Genomic DNA, 15,000 nt, shown 5'->3' on the forward strand with positions numbered 1-15,000 from the left:
CTCCCTAACGATGACATATCGATCCCCTATCGGCTGACCGAGTCGCGACTCGGAGTGATCCCCGATGTGCGCGGGGGGACGGTCTCCCTACCTTGATGACGGTGCACCGGTCCCTGCGGCCCGTGCTGTCCCCCGAACCACCGGATCTGGAGAAACCCATGGACTCCGTGCAGACCCTGCACGATTTCGCCCTGAACCTGCTCAACGACCCGACCGCGCTGGCGGCCTTCGGGACGGACCCGCAGGGCGTCCTCGCCGCCGCCGGTCTCGGCGACGTGAGCGCCGCCGACGTGCACGAGGTCATCCCGCTGGTGCTCGACTACGTGCCGGTCGACAGCCTCCCGGCCGTGGGCGGCCTCCCCGTCGTCGGCGACCTGTCCCCGGTCGGCACCGACGCCACCGGCGTCCAGGGCGCGATCGACCAGCTCACCGCCCTCACCGCGGGCCTCGGCCTGCCGGCCACCTCGGGCCTGCCGGGTGTCGGCGACCTGGGCGTCGGCGAGCTCCCCGTCGTGGGCGAGCTGCCCGCCGTCGGCACCGTCGGCTCGCTGCCGGGCGTGAACGTCGTCACCAACGCCGCCAACGTGACCGCGCTGGCCGGCAACGCCACCGGCGCCATCCTCGGTGGCGACCTGGCCCACGGCCTGGACTCGCAGGCGCTGGCCAACCTGACCGCCCTCCCGGCGCACCTGACCGACGCCAACACCGTCGCGCCGCTGGCCACGCTGGCCGAGCAGCCGGTCGTCGGTGGCGTGGGCACCGTCCACACGATCGGCAGCGAGGTGCTCGGCACCGCGTCGACCCCGGTCAACGAGGCCGTCTCGCACGTCGGCGACGTCAGCGGTGACCTGACCCACACCGTCAACTCGGTCGTGGGCAACGTCGGCGACTTCTCCGGCATCCTCAAGGGCGCCGGCGACCTCGACGTCAAGCACGTCACGAGCAATGTCACCGGTGCCGTCCACGGCCTCGGCGACGTCACCAACACGGTGACCTCGGCCACCGGCATCAACGTCGACCACAACGTCGTCGGCCAGGTCGGCGAGCTCGCCAGCGGCAACGGCACGGCCGTCCACGACGTGGTGTCCGACGTCGCCGACGTCAGCCACAACGCCCTGGGGAACCTGCACCTGGGCGACATCGCCTCCGGCAACGACATCCACCTCGGGCACTGATCCCCGAACCGGTCACCGGTGCCCGTCCCGCGGTCTGGGTGCAGCCGCGGGACGGGCACCCGGTGTGCGTACGGGGAGTGAACCGGGGACACTCGACCATCGTGACCGCACCGGCTTGGCTCGAAGTGCTCAACGAGACGCTGGACGCGTGCCGCACGCACGGCCGCGCCGATCTCGCCGAGCGCCTGCGCAGACGCCGGGACGCCCCCACCGGGCAGACCCGGCTCGGCGTGCTCGGCTTTCCCAAACAGGGCAAGGGTTACCTGCTCAACGCCGTGCTGAACGCGCCGGTGTGCGCGGTCGGTGACGCCGCGACCCCCGCCGTCCCCACGGAAATCGCCTACGCCCCCGAACCCGCCGCGACCCTGGTCGGCCGGTCCCGCGAACGGATCCCCGTCGCGGTCGAACGGCTCACCGGCGAACTCGGCGCCCGGCCCGCCGGCACGCTCAGCCGGGTCGAGGTCGGCGTGCCGCGCGAACTCCTCTCGGCCGGTCTCGTCCTGGTCGACACCCCGCCGGTCGGCGACCCGCGGTCACCGCGCACGGCCGCGGCCCTGGACTTCCTCGCCGAAGCCGACGCGGTGATCCTCGTCTCCGACGCGACCGCCCCGCTGAGCGCCGCCGAACTCGCGCTCGCGCGGCACGTGCGCACCTGGTGCCCGCACGTCGTGCTGGCGCTCACGAAAATCGACGCCTGTCCGGGGTGGCGGGCGGTCGCCGAACGCGACCGCGCCATGCTCGGCGAGGCCGGGGTCGACGCGCTCGTCCTGCCCGTTTCGGCCGTCGTGCGCCAAGCCGCCGCGAAGGCCGGCGACGCGGAACTCAACGCCCGCTCGGGTTTCCCGGAGCTGCTGGCCTGGATCGCCGAGCAGGCCGCCCGCCCGCACGAGCAGTCCCGCGCGCTGCTGGCCGCCGTCGGTGTCCGCGCCGCCGCCGCCGAACTGGTGGAGTCGCTGCGCGACCGCGTCGACGCGGTCGCACAGGACGCCGGGCTCGGTCAGGCCGCGCTGCTGCAGCGGGCCCAGCGCCGCGCCGACGACCTGCGCCGGCAGAACACCCGGTGGCAGAACCTGCTCTCCGACGAGATCACCGACCTGCTCTCCGACGCCGAGTACGACCTGCGCGAGCGGACCCGCAAGATCGTCAACACCATCGACCGGACCTTCGACGAAGGAGACCCGGCGAAGGTGTGGGACGAATTCGCGCCCTGGCTGGACAACGCGCTGGCCGAAGCCGTCGACGTCAACTACACGTGGCTGGCCGAGCGGGCGGAGTGGATCGCCCAGGCGGTCGCGGCGTGTTTCGGCGCCCAGTACGACCGCGCGCTGCCGGACCTGCGGCTCGACGGCTCCGGCCTGGAGTACCTCGACGACGTCGGGCGGCCGAAGATCGAAAAGTTCAAGATCGGCCAGCAGGCCTTCACCGGGCTGCGCGGGTCGTACGGTGGCGTGCTGATGTTCGGCCTCGTCACCAGCCTCGCCGGGCTGCCCCTGATCAACCCGATCTCGATCGGGGCCGGCGCGGCGTTCGCCGCCAAGACGATCAAGGACGAAGGCGGGATGCGGCTGCAGCGGCGGCAAGCCGTGGCCAAGCAGGCGGCGCAGCGGCACGTCGACGACGTCTTCCTGCGGTTCAGCAAGGAATGCCGGGACGCCATCCGCGTCGTCCAGCGGCGGCTGCGCGACCACTTCACCGGCCTGGCCGAGGAACTCGCCGACGAGCTGACGCACGAGCGGGAGACGATCCTGGCCGGCACCGCCGAGCGCGAGCGGCGGACCGGGCACATCCGCCGGGAAATCGACCGGCTCGCCGCGCTGCACCAGCGTGCGGGCGAGCTCGGCACGATCGCCGGACGGCAGCAGCGGCGGGAGCTCTCGGCGTGACCCAGGACGTCCGCGACCTGCTGCACGCCGCGGCCGGGCTCTACCGGGACGACCCGCGGGCTTCGGGGCTGCTGCACGACTGCCTCAACCGGCTGGAGCAGCCGCTGCGCGTCGCGTTCACCGGGGCGCCGTCGTCGGGGAAGACGACGCTCGCCGCCGCGCTGGGCGAGTGGCCGACGCGCGCGCTGCGCGACCTCGTGCTGCTGGACGACCCCGGCCCGGCCGACGACGTCCCGGACGCGACGGTCCGGCTGGTCCGCCACCTCGAACCGGACGAGCTCGCGGCGGCGCACCCGCCGGGCGGCTCGGCGTTCGCCCGGCAGAGCGCGGTGAACTCGGTGCTGGTGCTGTCGCGGGCCGACGAGGTCGGCGCGGGCCGGATCGACGCGCTGCTCACCGCGAAGCAGCTGGCGCGCCGCGCGTGGCGGGAAGACCCGCTGTGCACGGGGTTCCTGGGCGTGATCGCCGTCGCCGGGCAGCTCGCCTACGGCGGCCGGTCCTTGCGCGACGACGAGTTCGACCTGCTGGCGGCCTTCGCCGCGGTGCCGCGCGAAGAGCTGGAACGGCACGTGCTGTCGGTGGATTCGTTCACCGATCCGGCGTTCCCGGGCCCGATCCCGGTCGAGACGCGGCGATCCCTGGTGGTGCGGTTCGGGATGTTCGGCGTCCGGCTGGCGCTCACGCTGATCCGCACCGGCTGCGACGACCGCGTCAAGCTCTCGGCGGAACTGGTGCGCCGCAGTGGGCTGGGCGAGCTGCGGGACACCCTGGCCGGGTGTTTCGTGGCGCGGGCCGAGGCACTGCGGGCGCGGACGGCGATCATCCGGCTGGAGGCGCTGCTGGCGGCGCACCCGCGTCCGGGCGGGGATCGCCTGGTGTCCCGGGTGGAGCGTTTCGCGGCGGCGGCCCACGACTTCCGCGAGCTGCGCCTGATCGCCGACATCCGCGGCGGCCGGACGGCGCTGTCCGGTGCACCCGCGGAGGAAGCGGTCCGGTTGCTGGGCGCCCAGGGCACAGCCCCCGCGGACCGCCTCGGGCTGGAGCCGGACGCCGATCCGAACGAGATCTACGACGCCGGGCTGGACGCGCTGCGGCGCTGGCGGCACGAGGCCGAACGCCCGGACCGCCCGCACGCCGAGCGGACCGCGGCGCACGTGGTGGTGCGCTCCACCGAGGGGCTGCTCGCGCTGTTCGCCTAGAGGACGGCGGTCACCTCGACCTCGACCAGGTGCTCCGGGACGTCCAGGGCCGCGACGCCGATGAGCGTGGCGGGCGGCTTGGCCGTGGTCCCGATCTTGGCGCTGCCGCGGGCGATGCCGTCGAGCAGGGCGGGCATCTTCTCGGGCTTCCAATCGACGGCGTAGACCGTCAGTTTCGCCACGTCGTCGAACGATGCGCCGGCCGCGGCCAGCGCGGCGGCGACGTTGACGTAGGCCTGCTCGACCTGGTCGGCGAGGTCGGGCCCGGTCTCCCAGGCGACCTGCCCGGCGACGAAGACGAGCTTCGTCCCCTCGGCGACGGCGACCTGGTGGTAGACGTCGATCTCGGGCAGTTCGGGGGGATTCACCATGGTGACGGTCATCTTTTCCTCCGTGCTCTCTTGTGGTTACTCAGGAACCATAGGAGAGTGTGGGAGCGTGCGGAAGAAGGCACTTTTCGGTGACGGGGGAACCAGATGGTGACCAAGCAGGACACGGACCTTTCCCGCGCGGATTCCCTGGCGCGCGAGATCTTCTCGGACGTCGCCAACAAGTGGGCGTTCCTGATCATCGAGACCCTCGGCGAGCGCACGCTGCGGTTCAGCGAACTGCGCAACGAGGTCGCGGGCATCAGCCACAAGATGCTGACGCAGAACCTGCGCATGCTGGAGCGCAACGGGCTGATCGAGCGCGAGGTGTACCCGACCGTCCCGCCGCGTGTCGAATACACGCTCACCGAGCCCGGCCAGGGCCTGCGTGCGACGGTCGACAGCATGTGCGGCTGGACCCAGCGGTTCATCGAGGACATCGAATCCGCCCGGCGCAGCTTCGACGCCTGACGGCGTCACGAAAACACCGACCGGCGGGCCGGTTCGGGACCGGTTGTCCGGTGTTGACGCCCCGCCGGGCCGGGGCGCACCATAGACCGGTCTATGGTCCAGTGCCGGCCCGAAGGGGACTCCCATGCCCGAAGACGTCCGCCCGCGGGTCCGGTTGTTCGGCGAGCTCTTGGCGCACTGGGCGCGGGAACGTCCAGCGGACACCGCGCTGATCTTCGGGGACCGGTCGTGGACCTGGGCGGAGTTCGACGAGCGGGTCCGGCGGCTGTCCGGGGCTCTCGCCGCGGCCGGGATCGCGCACGGCGACCGGGTGGCGTTCGTCGACAAGAACCACCCCGCCTGCCTGGAGACGACCTTCGCCGCGGCCGGGCTCGGCGCGGCCAACGCCGTGGTGAACTGGCGGCTTTCCGGCGACGAACTGGCCTACGTGCTCAAAGACGCGGGTGCGAAGGTGGTCTTCGTCGGCGCCGAACTCGTGCCCGCACTCGCGGCGATCCGCGAGCGGCTGCCCGCGTTGGAACGCGTGATCGTCGTCGGCGGCGACGCCGACGAATACGAGTCTTTCCTGACCTCCGCCGCGCCGCACAGCGGGAGCGGTGTCGACACCGACGACGGCGTGCTGGTCTTGTACACCAGTGGCACCACCGGCTTCCCGAAGGGCGCGGTGCTGACCCACCGCAGCGTCCTCGCGCACGGCCTCGCCGCCGGGACCGCGTTCCCGATCGGCCCGGGCGACGTCAACCTGGTCGCGATGCCGCTGTTCCACGTCGGCGGCAGCTGTTACGCGGTTTCGGGATTCCTCTACGGCGAACCGTCCTACCTGACGCGCGAGCCGGACGCGGCGTCGCTGTTCGCGGCGCTGGGGGCCGGGATCACGCACGCCTTCCTGGTGCCCGCCGTCGTGGCCGGGATCGCGCAGGCCGGCGAGGCCGCGCTCCAGGCGTTCTCCCGGCTGAAGTACCTCTGCTACGGCGCTTCGCCGATGCCGCTCCCGCTGCTGCGCACGGTGCTCGCCGCCTGGCCGGACGTCAAGTTCGCCCAGGTCTACGGCATGACCGAGCTGTCCGGCGCGGTCACCGCGCTGACCCCCGAGGCGCACCGGGACGAGGCGCGTCCGGAACGGCTGGCCTCGGCGGGCACCGCACTGTCCGGAGTGGACATCCGGATCGTCGACCCGGTCACGGCGGAAGACGCCGAGGTCGGCGAGGTGTGGGTGCGCACCGAGCAGCGGATGGCGGGCTACCTCGGCAAGCCCGAGGCCACCGCGGAGACCATTGTGGACGGCTGGGTCCGCACCGGCGACGTCGGGCGTCTCGACGACGGCGGGTTCCTGTTCCTCGAGGACCGCGTCAAGGACATGATCATCACCGGCGGCGAGAACGTCTACTCGCCCGAAGTCGAGCGCGTCGTGGCGGAATTCCCCGGCGTCGCCGAGGTGGCCGTGATCGGCGTGCCGGACGAGAAGTGGGGCGAGCAGGTCAAGGCCGTCGTCGCCGGCGACCAGCTCGACGCCGAGAAGATCGTGGAGTTCTGCCGCGAGCGGCTGGCCCACTTCAAGTGCCCACGCAGCGTCGACGTCGTGGAGGCGTTGCCGCGCAACGCCACCGGCAAGATCCTCAAGCGTTCGCTGCGCGAGCCCTACTGGCGGGACCGGGACCGGAACGTCTGATGCCGCCGGTCACACGCCGCGGGTACTTCGAGGCCGCGCTGGAGGTACTGGCGGAGCACGGGTTCGCCGAGCTGAACGTCGGCGTGCTGTGCCGCGGCCTCGGCGTCACGAGCGGGTCGTTCTACCACCACTTCGGTGGCTGGCCGGGGTTTGTGGCGCAGCTGCTGGAGCACTGGGAGAACCGCCAGGTCCGCATCCTGCGCGAGGGCGGCTTCGGCACGGGCGGCCCGGCGGCCGACTTCGCCGCGCTGATGGACCTCACCCTCGGGCTGCCCCACGAGGCCGAGGCCGCGATCCGCGCGTGGGCGAAGAACGACGAAACCGTGCGCGCGGCGCAGAAGCGCGTCGACGACGCCCGGCTGCGCACGGTCGGCAAGGCGGTCGAAGGCATCGTCGGCGACCGGGCACTGGCTCGCACGCTGACGTCGCTCGGGATGGCGCTGCTGGTGGGGCACCAGCAGCTGGCGTCGGCGGGCGAGCACGGTGAGCTGACGGAGCTGCTCGCGGAGTACACGCGGCTGGTGCACTCCCGCGCGGGTTAGGCGTTGCCGAGCACCCGGGTCACGGTGATCTCGATGACCACCCGCTGCGGGTTCGGCTTGGGCTGCCGGTAGCGGGCGGCGTACCGGTTTTCCGCGTCCCGCACCGATTCCGGGTCGTCGCGCAGCACCGCTCGTCCCTCCAAAGTGGACCAGCGGGGGCCGTCGAGCTGGCAGACCGCGACCGGGATGCCGTCCGGGCCCGCGGCGCGCACCAGCCGGGCCTTGACCGACGGGGTGAAGGTGATCACGCGGGCGAGGCCGGCCTCGAAGTCGACGGTCACGCCGACCGCGACGACGTGCGGGGTGCCGTCCGGGCGGACCGTGGTCAGCGTGGCCAGGTGGCGCTCGGTCCAGAACGCGCGGAAGTCCGGCCCGCGGCCGTCGAGGTCGATCTTCATGACGTCCACGCTAGTCCGTCCGGGTGGGCGGAGCGCCGAGGGACCCACTCACGGTGATAGTAAGGAAAGTTTCCTAACCCTCTTGACCTGGTCTTGAAGCTTCTGTCAGGCTTCGATCACCTTCGCCGCAGCCAACGATGCCTTTACGGAGGAGCCATGAAGAGAGTCATCCGGGCGGCGGTGGTTTCGGCCGCGCTCACCGCGGGGCTGGTGAGCGTGCCGGCGGTCGCGTCCGCGGCCGGCACGCCGTACGTGCCGGGAACGCTGCGGCCGTCCGTCTCGCAGGCCACGCAGGATGCCGCGCTCCAGAAGTACTACGACTTCTGGAAGAAGAACTTCCTGACGACCAAGTGCGGCACCGGCACCTACGCCGTGCTGTCCAAGGACGCCGACCACTCCTTCGTCGCCGAAGGCGAGGGGTACGGCATGACGATCTCGGCGATGATGGCGGACAAGGACCCGCAGGCGCGCTCGATCGTCGACGGGATCCTGAAGTTCGTGAAGGCGCACCCGTCGGTCAACAACAAGGACCTGCACGCGGCCGAGCAGGATTCGAACTGCAAGAGCGTCAACGGCGGCGACTCCGCCACCGACGGCGACCTCGAAATCGCCTACGGCCTGCTGATCGCGGACAAGAAGTGGGGCAGCGGCGGCTCGGTGAACTACCAGGCCGAAGCCATCCGGATCATCAACGCGATCAAGAAGAGCGAGGTCAACGGCACCACGAAGTTCACCCTGCTCGGCGACTGGGGCAACGACGCGGAGTACAAGAACAGCTCGCGCTCGTCGGACTGGATGCCGGGCCACCTGCGCGCGTTCGCGACGGCGACCGGCGACAGCTTCTGGACTTCGGTCCGCGCCCGGTCGGAGACGGCGGTGAGCCAGCTGCAGTCGTCGTACGCGCCGAACACCGGGCTGCTGCCGGACTTCGTGGTGAACACGAACTCGACGCCGAAGCCGGCGCCGTCGAACTTCCTCGAGGGCCCGTACGACGGCAAGTACAGCTGGAACGCCTGCCGCGACCCGTGGCGCCTCGGCGCGGACGCGATCACGGCGTCCGGGAGCGCGGCGGTGGCGCAGGTCCGCAAGATGAACACGTGGATCAAGTCGGCCACGGGTGGTGACCCGGCGAAGATCCAGAGCGGCTATTCGCTGTCGGGTTCGAAGACGGAAAGCGGCCAGCACCCGTGCTTCACGGCGCCGTTCGCGGTGGCCGCGATGACGGACCCGGGCAGCCAGGCCTGGCTGGACAAGCTGTGGACGGCGGTCTCGTCGTGGTCCCCGGACTCGACGGACTACTACGGGACGGGCATCACGATCCAGGTCCTGCTGATCCTGAGCGGCAACTACGTGGCCGCCTGAGTGTGGGGATCGGCCCGCACCCGGAAGTCGGGTGCGGGCCGAGTCTCCGGCGGGTGAGCTTGGTGTCATGACCAGTCGCCCGCGCAGTGTCGAGGAGCTGACGCGCGCACTCGATGCGCGGCAGCGGTTCGAGAGGCCCTGCGCGGCTGATCGTCGCGGCGCTGAGTGGGGCCGGTCCGGTCGGAGCAGCCCCCGATTCCACGCTAACCCACGGCACCGACAGTCTTGTTTGCTGCTGAGCAGAGCGGCACCGTTTGTCCACAACTTTCAGGTTGGTGCGGAGGTCGCCCCAAGAGCGAGGGCGGCTTCGGGCAGGTAGCAGGTGCCCGGTATGCGGATTCGCCGGATTCGACCGGCACCGAGTGGCGCTTGAGCCGCGCGGAGTGGCTCAGAACTGTCGGTCCCTTGCGTTACCGTGGAAATCGGGGGCTGCTCAGTGCGGCCGACGACCCGCGCGGAGAAGCCGCGGGCGTGGCGGGGCCTGAACCTGCTCGGCTTCGCCCTCGCCGACGTGTGCGCGCTCAGCTCGGTTCGCGGACCGGCAGCCCGGCGGCCCGGTAGATCTCGTCGATCACGGTCATCGTCTCGACCGCGTCGGCCGCCGAGGTCTTCACCGGTGCGCCTTCCAGGGCTGCCGCCGCGAATGCCTCCAGCTGGTACGCGTACGTCGATTTCCGCGGGAACTTCTCCGTGCGGCGCGACCCGCCGGTGCGGACCGTCAGGCGGTGGTAAGCCTGCGGCATCAACGGGTTGAGCACCGACAGCGACCCCCGCGAACCCACGACCTTCGCGCTGATCTTCAGCACCGAGGACGACCAGATCGAACACTCCACCCGCCCGGTGTGCCCGGACGGGTACGCCAGCTCCGCCGTCATCGCCCGGTCCACCCGAGGTGACCGCAGCTTCGCCGAGGCCGAAACCACCGACGGCGTCTCGCCACCGAAGACGCGCGCCATGTGGACCGCGTAGCAGCCCGCGTCCATCGTGGCCCCGCCCGCCAAGCCGTAGTCGTAGCGGATGTCCGAGAACTTCGGCAGCGGGAAGCACAACGCCGTCTCGACGCGCTGAAGAGAGCCCAGCTCGCCCGACGCCACGATCTCCTCCACCCGCAGCGCCAGCGGGTGGTAGCGGTAGTGGAACGCCTCCATCACCACGCGGTCCGAAGCGGCTGCCGCCTGGGCGACCTCCCGGGCTTCCGCCGCGTTGGCCGTGAACGGCTTCTCGCACAGGACGTGCTTCCCGGCCGCCAAGGCGGCGAGTGTCCAGCGTCCGTGGAGGCCGTTCGGCAGCGGGTTGTAGACGGCGTCGATGTCCGGATCCGCCAGCAACTCGTCGTACCCGGCGAAGACCCGGGGGATGCCGTGCCTGGTCGCAAACGCTTGCGCGCGGTCGCGTGACCGGGCCGCCACCGCGGTGACCGACACCGGTGAAACCGAAGACGCGGGCTTGATCAGGGCCGCCGGGGCGATGCGAGCCGCCCCCAGGATGCCGATCCGCAGGCTCATGGGCGCGAAGTTAGCACCGAACCGGATTTCAACAGGTGGTTGACCTCTTCAACAACTAGTTGTAGCGTTCCGGCCAGCCGAACAGTGGAGGTCCGCTATGTCCCGTTCTCGTGCCGTGCAGGCGGGAGTGTTGCTCGCGAGTGTCGCCGTGTTGGTGGCGGCTTGTGGTGGCGGTCCGGACGGTGCGGGCGGGACGTCGCAGGCCGCCGGGGCGCCCGCGTCCGGCATCCCGGACACCGCCGCGATCGTCCAGGGCGTGCAGAAGGACGCCCAGCTCAACGCGGGTTTGCCGGACACCGTCAAGCAGGCCGGCCTGCACCTGGCCTCGAACCTGCAGTCCGCGCCCAACAACTTCTACGCCGCCGACGGCAAGACCCCGATCGGCTACGAGGTCGACCTCGCCAAGGCGATCGCCGCCAAGCTCGGCGTCGCCGTCACCCACCAGGACATGGCGTTCGGCTCGCTGATCACCAGCCTCCAGTCCGGCCGCATCGACCTCACCATGGCCGGCATGAACGACACCAAGGCCCGCCAGGCGCAGATCGACTTCGTCGACTACTTCACCTCGGGCATCACGATCATGATCCGCAAGGGCAACCCGGACGGCATCACCGGCCCGGACACCCTCTGCGGCAAGAACGTCGCCGTCGTGCAGGGCACCAGCCACCAGAAGTTCGCCGAAGCGCAGAGCACGAAGTGCACGCAGGCCGGCAAGCCCGCGGTCACCGTCACCGCGACCGACAGCGACAACCAGAACCAGAACCAGCTGCGCACCGGCCGCGTCGCCGCGATCCTCAACGACCTCCCGAGCGCGGTCTACATCTCCCGCACCGCGGGCGACGGCAAGTTCTTCGAGGTCGTCCCCGGTGAGCCCATCGAAGGCGGGCCGTACGGCATCGGCGTCAACAAGCAGAACACGCCGCTGCGGGACGCCGTGCAGAAGGCGCTGCAGGCCCTGATCACCGACGGCACCTACGGCAAGATCCTGCAGGCCTGGGGCGTCGAGCAGGGCGCGATCAAGGAGGCCGCGGTCAATGGCGGCTCCTGAACCGCTCCCGATCGTCCGGCTCCGCCACTGGGGCCGGTGGGTCGCCGCCGCGATCATCCTCGCGCTGCTCGTGCTGCTGGGCATCGCGCTGGGCAACGCGCAGATCGCGTGGAACCAGGTCCCGGACTTCGTCTTCTACAAGGTGATGGCGACCGGCCTGCTCAACACCGTCGTGCTGGCCGTGCTCTCCCAGGCCGTCGCGATCGTGCTCGGCATCGTCATCGCCCTGCTGCGCCGCAGCGCCAACCCGGTCGCCCGGTGGTTCGCCGCCGGGTACATCTGGATCTTCCGCGGCCTGCCCGTGCTGCTGCAGATCCTCCTTTGGTACAACCTGGCGCTGGTCTTCCCGGTCATCGACATCCCGTTCCTCGTCCACGAGCAGACGAACGTGCTGATCAGCGCGTTCACCGCCGCGTTCCTCGGCTTGGCGCTGAACGAGAGCGCGTACATGGCCGAGATCGTCCGGGCGGGCCTGAACAGCGTCGACAGCGGACAGACCGAGGCGGCCAAGTCGATCGGCATGACGCCGGCGGCGACGCTGCGCCGGGTCGTGCTGCCGCAGGCGATGCGCGTGATCATCCCGCCCACCGGCAACGACTTCATCAACATGCTCAAGGGCACGTCGATGGCGTCGGTGATCGGCGTGACCGAGCTGATCCACGCGGCCAACAACATCTCGTCCAACAACCTGCTGGTGATGGAGACGCTGCTGGCCGCGGCCGTCTGGTACATGGTCGTGGTGACCGTCGCCGGCGTCGGCCAGCACTACCTGGAACGCGCCTTCGGGCAGGCCGATCGCGGGCCGCTCGCCCGGGCCGGCAAGGCGTTGCGCGGCGTGCCGCTGGTGAGGAGTGCCCGTGTCTGAGCCACTGCTGCGCGCCGTCGGGGTCCGCAAGTCCCACGGCCACACCGAAGTCCTCGGCGGCATCGACCTCGAAGTCCACAAGGGACAGGTCGTCTGCCTGCTCGGCCCGTCCGGCGCCGGGAAGAGCACGTTCCTGCGCTGCATCAACCACCTCGAGACGATCGACGCCGGCCAGATCTGGGTCGACGGCGAGCCGATCGGCTTCCGGCAGCGCGGCGGCAAGCTGTACGAACTGCGTGAACGCGACGTCGCCCGGCAGCGCCGGGACATCGGCATGGTGTTCCAGCGGTTCAACCTCTTCGCGCACCGGACGGCACTGGAGAACGTCGTCGAGGGCCCGATCCGGGTGCTGGGCGTGAAACCGGACGAAGCCCGCAAGCAGGGGCTGGCGCTGCTCGACCGCGTCGGCCTCGCCCACCGCGCGGACGCGTACCCGGCGCAGCTGTCCGGCGGGCAGCAGCAACGCGTCGCGATCGCCCGGTCACTGGCGATGAAACCGAAGCTGATGCTGTTCGACGAGCCGACGTCGGCGCTGGACCCGGAGCTGGTCGGCGAGGTCCTCGAGGTGATGAGTACGTTGGCGGGGGAGGGGATGACGATGGTCGTCGTGACGCACGAGATGAGCTTCGCCGCGGAGGCCGCCGACGAGGTGGTGTTCCTGGCCGACGGCGCCGTCGTCGAGACCGGGCCGCCCTCGGAGGTGCTGAGCGCGCCGAAGCACGACCGCACCCGGCAGTTCCTGGCGAGGATCCTCGCGTGACGCGGATTTCGCCCCGGTACCTGCTCCAGTTCGACGAGCCCGCCGGCTACCTCGACTTCGCCCGCTTCGGGCCGCCGTCGCACGCGGTGCTCGACACGACGGCCGCCCTGCTCGACCAGGCCACCACGGCCGGGCCGTCCACAGTGGACGAGCTGATGCGGCAGGAGGTCCGGGCCAAGGCCGCCGCCGCGCGGCTGTCCGGCTCGGACACCGACCACACGGTCCTGCTGCCGAACACCAGCCTCGGGCTGTTCCAGGCCGCGTTCCACAGCACCGGCGAGGTGCTCGTGCCGGCCGCGGAGTTCCCGGCCAACACCTATCCGTGGGCGCGTGCCAAACAGGCCGGCCGGCTTCGTGTGCGGCGCCTGACCGGCGGTTACGTGACTCCCGAGCGCGTCGCCGAAGCGTTGACGCCGGAGATCACCACGGTCAGCGTCAGCGCGGTCGACTTCCGCACCGGTTTCCGCGCCGACCTCGCGGGCCTGCGCGACGTCGTCGGCGACCGCCTCCTGGTCGTCGACGGCATCCAGGGCTTCGGCGTGATCGAGGCGCCGTGGGAGGTCGCCGACGTCCTGGTCGTCGGCGGCCAGAAGTGGCTGCGCGCGGGCTGGGGGACCGGCTTCGCGGTGTTGTCCGACCGCGCGCTGGAGCGGATGGACCCGGTGCTGTCGGGCTGGACCGGAGCGCGCGACCCGGGCCTGTTCGACGACGAGATCCACCCGCCGGACGGCACCGCCCAGTCGTGGTCGATCTCCAACCTCAGCCCGATCACCTCCGGCGCGTTCGCCGAGGCCCTCGAGCTGGTCGAAGAGGCCGGCGTCGGCCCCATCGCGGCGCGGATCGCCGAGCGGCTGGGGGAGGTCGAAGAGGTGCTCGCCTCCTGCGGCGCCGAGGTCGTGTCGGCCGTGGACCGGCGCGCGGGCATCCTCGCGTTCACCCTGCCCGGCCACCCCGCCGAGCAGGTCGGGGCGGCGCTGGCCAACGCCGGGATCGCGGCGACCGTGCGTCCCGAGCACGTCCGGCTTTCGCCGCACGCGTCCACCCCGGCGGCCGCCGCGGACCTGCTGCGCTCGGCGTTGGAGACGTTGACCGCCCCCCGGCAGCCGCTGGTCGTCCCGGCCGCGGGCGCGACGACGCACGAGGTGCTCACCGCCCTGGTGCCGGCCATCCCGGGACTCGCGGCGATGCTCGGGCCGGGCAACGAGGTCCTGCTGCACGACCTGAGCCGGCTGCCGGATTCGATCATCGCCATCGCCGGCGACCTCACCGGCCGCAACATTGGCGGCCCGATGACCGACCTGCTGCTCGGCCTGGTCCGCCGCGGCACCACCCAGGACCTGACGAACTACCGCACGCACGGCCCGGACGGCCGGCCGATCCGCTCCTCGACGCTGTTCCTGCGCGACGCCGACGGGGTCGCGGTCGGCTGTCTGTGCGTCAACAGCGTCGAGGAGGCCGCGTCCCCCGGGGGCAACGGAGAGCCGGAGACTTTCCCACCGGACGTCGACAGCCTGCAACGGTTCCTGGTGGACCGGGCGGTGACCAAGGCGGGGATCCCGGTGGACCTCATGAAGAAGCGGCACAAGGCGGCCGTGGTGCGGGAGCTCGACGAAGCCGGTTATTTCCTCATCAAGGACGCGGTCGACCACCTGGCCGGTCGCCTCGACGTCACCCGGTACACGATCTACAACTACCTCAACGAGATCCGCGCCTGATCGGCCCCTTGCCACCTGCGCTTTCCGGGCGGACCATGGC

At 71.2% G+C, this 15,000-nt stretch carries 14 protein-coding genes; 11 read left to right on the forward strand and 3 right to left on the reverse strand.

Annotated features, from left to right (window positions below):
- Window positions 1-158: 158 nt before the first annotated feature.
- From AB0M30_RS35530 to AB0M30_RS35540, 3 genes are all read left to right on the forward strand, one after another.
- Window positions 159-1,175 carry an IniB N-terminal domain-containing protein gene (locus AB0M30_RS35530; RefSeq protein WP_364593276.1) on the forward strand — a complete coding sequence of 339 codons (1,017 nt, stop codon included), beginning with the start codon at window positions 159-161 and terminating at the stop codon, window positions 1,173-1,175.
- A gap of 101 nt (window positions 1,176-1,276) precedes the next feature.
- Window positions 1,277-3,058 carry an isoniazid inducible protein IniA gene (locus tag AB0M30_RS35535; protein ID WP_364593190.1) on the forward strand — a complete coding sequence of 594 codons (1,782 nt, stop codon included), beginning with the start codon at window positions 1,277-1,279 and terminating at the stop codon, window positions 3,056-3,058.
- Window positions 3,055-4,257 (forward strand): GTPase, encoded by a 1,203-nt coding sequence (locus tag AB0M30_RS35540; protein WP_364593193.1) that lies wholly within the window; start codon window positions 3,055-3,057, stop codon window positions 4,255-4,257. Before AB0M30_RS35535 ends, AB0M30_RS35540 begins: the two co-directional genes overlap by 4 nt.
- Here the strand turns inward: AB0M30_RS35540 and AB0M30_RS35545 are convergent.
- Window positions 4,254-4,640 carry a RidA family protein gene (locus AB0M30_RS35545; RefSeq protein WP_364593196.1) on the reverse strand — a complete coding sequence of 129 codons (387 nt, stop codon included), beginning with the start codon at window positions 4,638-4,640 and terminating at the stop codon, window positions 4,254-4,256. The genes AB0M30_RS35540 and AB0M30_RS35545 overlap by 4 nt on opposite strands.
- A gap of 93 nt (window positions 4,641-4,733) precedes the next feature.
- On the opposite strand from AB0M30_RS35545, the gene AB0M30_RS35550 reads away from it, so the two are divergent.
- From AB0M30_RS35550 to AB0M30_RS35560, 3 genes are all read left to right on the forward strand, one after another.
- Window positions 4,734-5,096 carry a helix-turn-helix domain-containing protein gene (locus tag AB0M30_RS35550; protein ID WP_364593199.1) on the forward strand — a complete coding sequence of 121 codons (363 nt, stop codon included), beginning with the start codon at window positions 4,734-4,736 and terminating at the stop codon, window positions 5,094-5,096.
- 124 nt (window positions 5,097-5,220) lie between these two features.
- Entirely contained in the window at window positions 5,221-6,765 is a 1,545-nt protein-coding gene (locus tag AB0M30_RS35555; protein WP_364593201.1) for a long-chain fatty acid--CoA ligase, read from the forward strand.
- On the forward strand, window positions 6,765-7,307 hold the full coding sequence (locus AB0M30_RS35560) for a TetR/AcrR family transcriptional regulator (protein WP_364593204.1): 543 nt from the start codon (window positions 6,765-6,767) through the stop codon (window positions 7,305-7,307). The genes AB0M30_RS35555 and AB0M30_RS35560 overlap by 1 nt, the downstream gene beginning before the upstream one ends.
- On the opposite strand, the gene AB0M30_RS35565 is transcribed toward AB0M30_RS35560, so the two are convergent.
- Window positions 7,304-7,705: a PPOX class F420-dependent oxidoreductase gene (locus AB0M30_RS35565; RefSeq protein ID WP_364593207.1), complete on the reverse strand. Its 402-nt coding sequence runs from the start codon at window positions 7,703-7,705 to the stop codon at window positions 7,304-7,306. The genes AB0M30_RS35560 and AB0M30_RS35565 overlap by 4 nt on opposite strands.
- A gap of 156 nt (window positions 7,706-7,861) precedes the next feature.
- On the opposite strand from AB0M30_RS35565, the gene AB0M30_RS35570 reads away from it, so the two are divergent.
- On the forward strand, window positions 7,862-9,067 hold the full coding sequence (locus tag AB0M30_RS35570) for a glycosyl hydrolase family 8 (RefSeq protein ID WP_364593210.1): 1,206 nt from the start codon (window positions 7,862-7,864) through the stop codon (window positions 9,065-9,067).
- 521 nt (window positions 9,068-9,588) lie between these two features.
- On the opposite strand, the gene AB0M30_RS35575 is transcribed toward AB0M30_RS35570, so the two are convergent.
- A complete protein-coding gene (locus AB0M30_RS35575) occupies window positions 9,589-10,572 on the reverse strand; it encodes a Gfo/Idh/MocA family oxidoreductase (protein WP_364593213.1) in 984 nt (327 codons plus the stop codon).
- A gap of 97 nt (window positions 10,573-10,669) precedes the next feature.
- Between AB0M30_RS35575 and AB0M30_RS35580 the strand changes: the two genes are divergently transcribed.
- From AB0M30_RS35580 to AB0M30_RS35595, 4 genes are read left to right on the forward strand one after another with little or no spacing between them, the layout of a single operon-like run.
- Window positions 10,670-11,620 carry an ABC transporter substrate-binding protein gene (locus tag AB0M30_RS35580; RefSeq protein WP_364593216.1) on the forward strand — a complete coding sequence of 317 codons (951 nt, stop codon included), beginning with the start codon at window positions 10,670-10,672 and terminating at the stop codon, window positions 11,618-11,620.
- Window positions 11,607-12,485 carry an amino acid ABC transporter permease gene (locus AB0M30_RS35585; RefSeq protein WP_103335610.1) on the forward strand — a complete coding sequence of 293 codons (879 nt, stop codon included), beginning with the start codon at window positions 11,607-11,609 and terminating at the stop codon, window positions 12,483-12,485. Before AB0M30_RS35580 ends, AB0M30_RS35585 begins: the two co-directional genes overlap by 14 nt.
- On the forward strand, window positions 12,478-13,245 hold the full coding sequence (locus tag AB0M30_RS35590) for an amino acid ABC transporter ATP-binding protein (protein ID WP_364593220.1): 768 nt from the start codon (window positions 12,478-12,480) through the stop codon (window positions 13,243-13,245). The genes AB0M30_RS35585 and AB0M30_RS35590 overlap by 8 nt, the downstream gene beginning before the upstream one ends.
- Window positions 13,242-14,960: an aminotransferase class V-fold PLP-dependent enzyme gene (locus tag AB0M30_RS35595; protein ID WP_364593223.1), complete on the forward strand. Its 1,719-nt coding sequence runs from the start codon at window positions 13,242-13,244 to the stop codon at window positions 14,958-14,960. The genes AB0M30_RS35590 and AB0M30_RS35595 overlap by 4 nt, the downstream gene beginning before the upstream one ends.
- Window positions 14,961-15,000 lie beyond the last annotated feature (40 nt).

It is taken from the genome of Amycolatopsis sp. NPDC051716 (genome assembly GCF_040681595.1).
GTDB lineage: Bacteria > Actinomycetota > Actinomycetes > Mycobacteriales > Pseudonocardiaceae > Amycolatopsis.

Excerpts from the sequence above, each read along its gene's own strand:
- AB0M30_RS35530 (WP_364593276.1), top strand. The coding sequence starts at position 159 with ATGGACTCCGTGCAGACCCTGCACGATTTCGCCCTGAACCTGCTCAAC.
- AB0M30_RS35545 (WP_364593196.1), bottom strand. The coding sequence starts at position 4,640 with ATGACCGTCACCATGGTGAATCCCCCCGAACTGCCCGAGATCGACGTC.
- AB0M30_RS35550 (WP_364593199.1), top strand. The coding sequence starts at position 4,734 with ATGGTGACCAAGCAGGACACGGACCTTTCCCGCGCGGATTCCCTGGCG.
- AB0M30_RS35555 (WP_364593201.1), top strand. The coding sequence starts at position 5,221 with ATGCCCGAAGACGTCCGCCCGCGGGTCCGGTTGTTCGGCGAGCTCTTG.
- AB0M30_RS35560 (WP_364593204.1), top strand. The coding sequence starts at position 6,765 with ATGCCGCCGGTCACACGCCGCGGGTACTTCGAGGCCGCGCTGGAGGTA.
- AB0M30_RS35565 (WP_364593207.1), bottom strand. The coding sequence starts at position 7,705 with ATGAAGATCGACCTCGACGGCCGCGGGCCGGACTTCCGCGCGTTCTGG.
- AB0M30_RS35570 (WP_364593210.1), top strand. The coding sequence starts at position 7,862 with ATGAAGAGAGTCATCCGGGCGGCGGTGGTTTCGGCCGCGCTCACCGCG.
- AB0M30_RS35575 (WP_364593213.1), bottom strand. The coding sequence starts at position 10,572 with ATGAGCCTGCGGATCGGCATCCTGGGGGCGGCTCGCATCGCCCCGGCG.
- AB0M30_RS35580 (WP_364593216.1), top strand. The coding sequence starts at position 10,670 with ATGTCCCGTTCTCGTGCCGTGCAGGCGGGAGTGTTGCTCGCGAGTGTC.
- AB0M30_RS35585 (WP_103335610.1), top strand. The coding sequence starts at position 11,607 with ATGGCGGCTCCTGAACCGCTCCCGATCGTCCGGCTCCGCCACTGGGGC.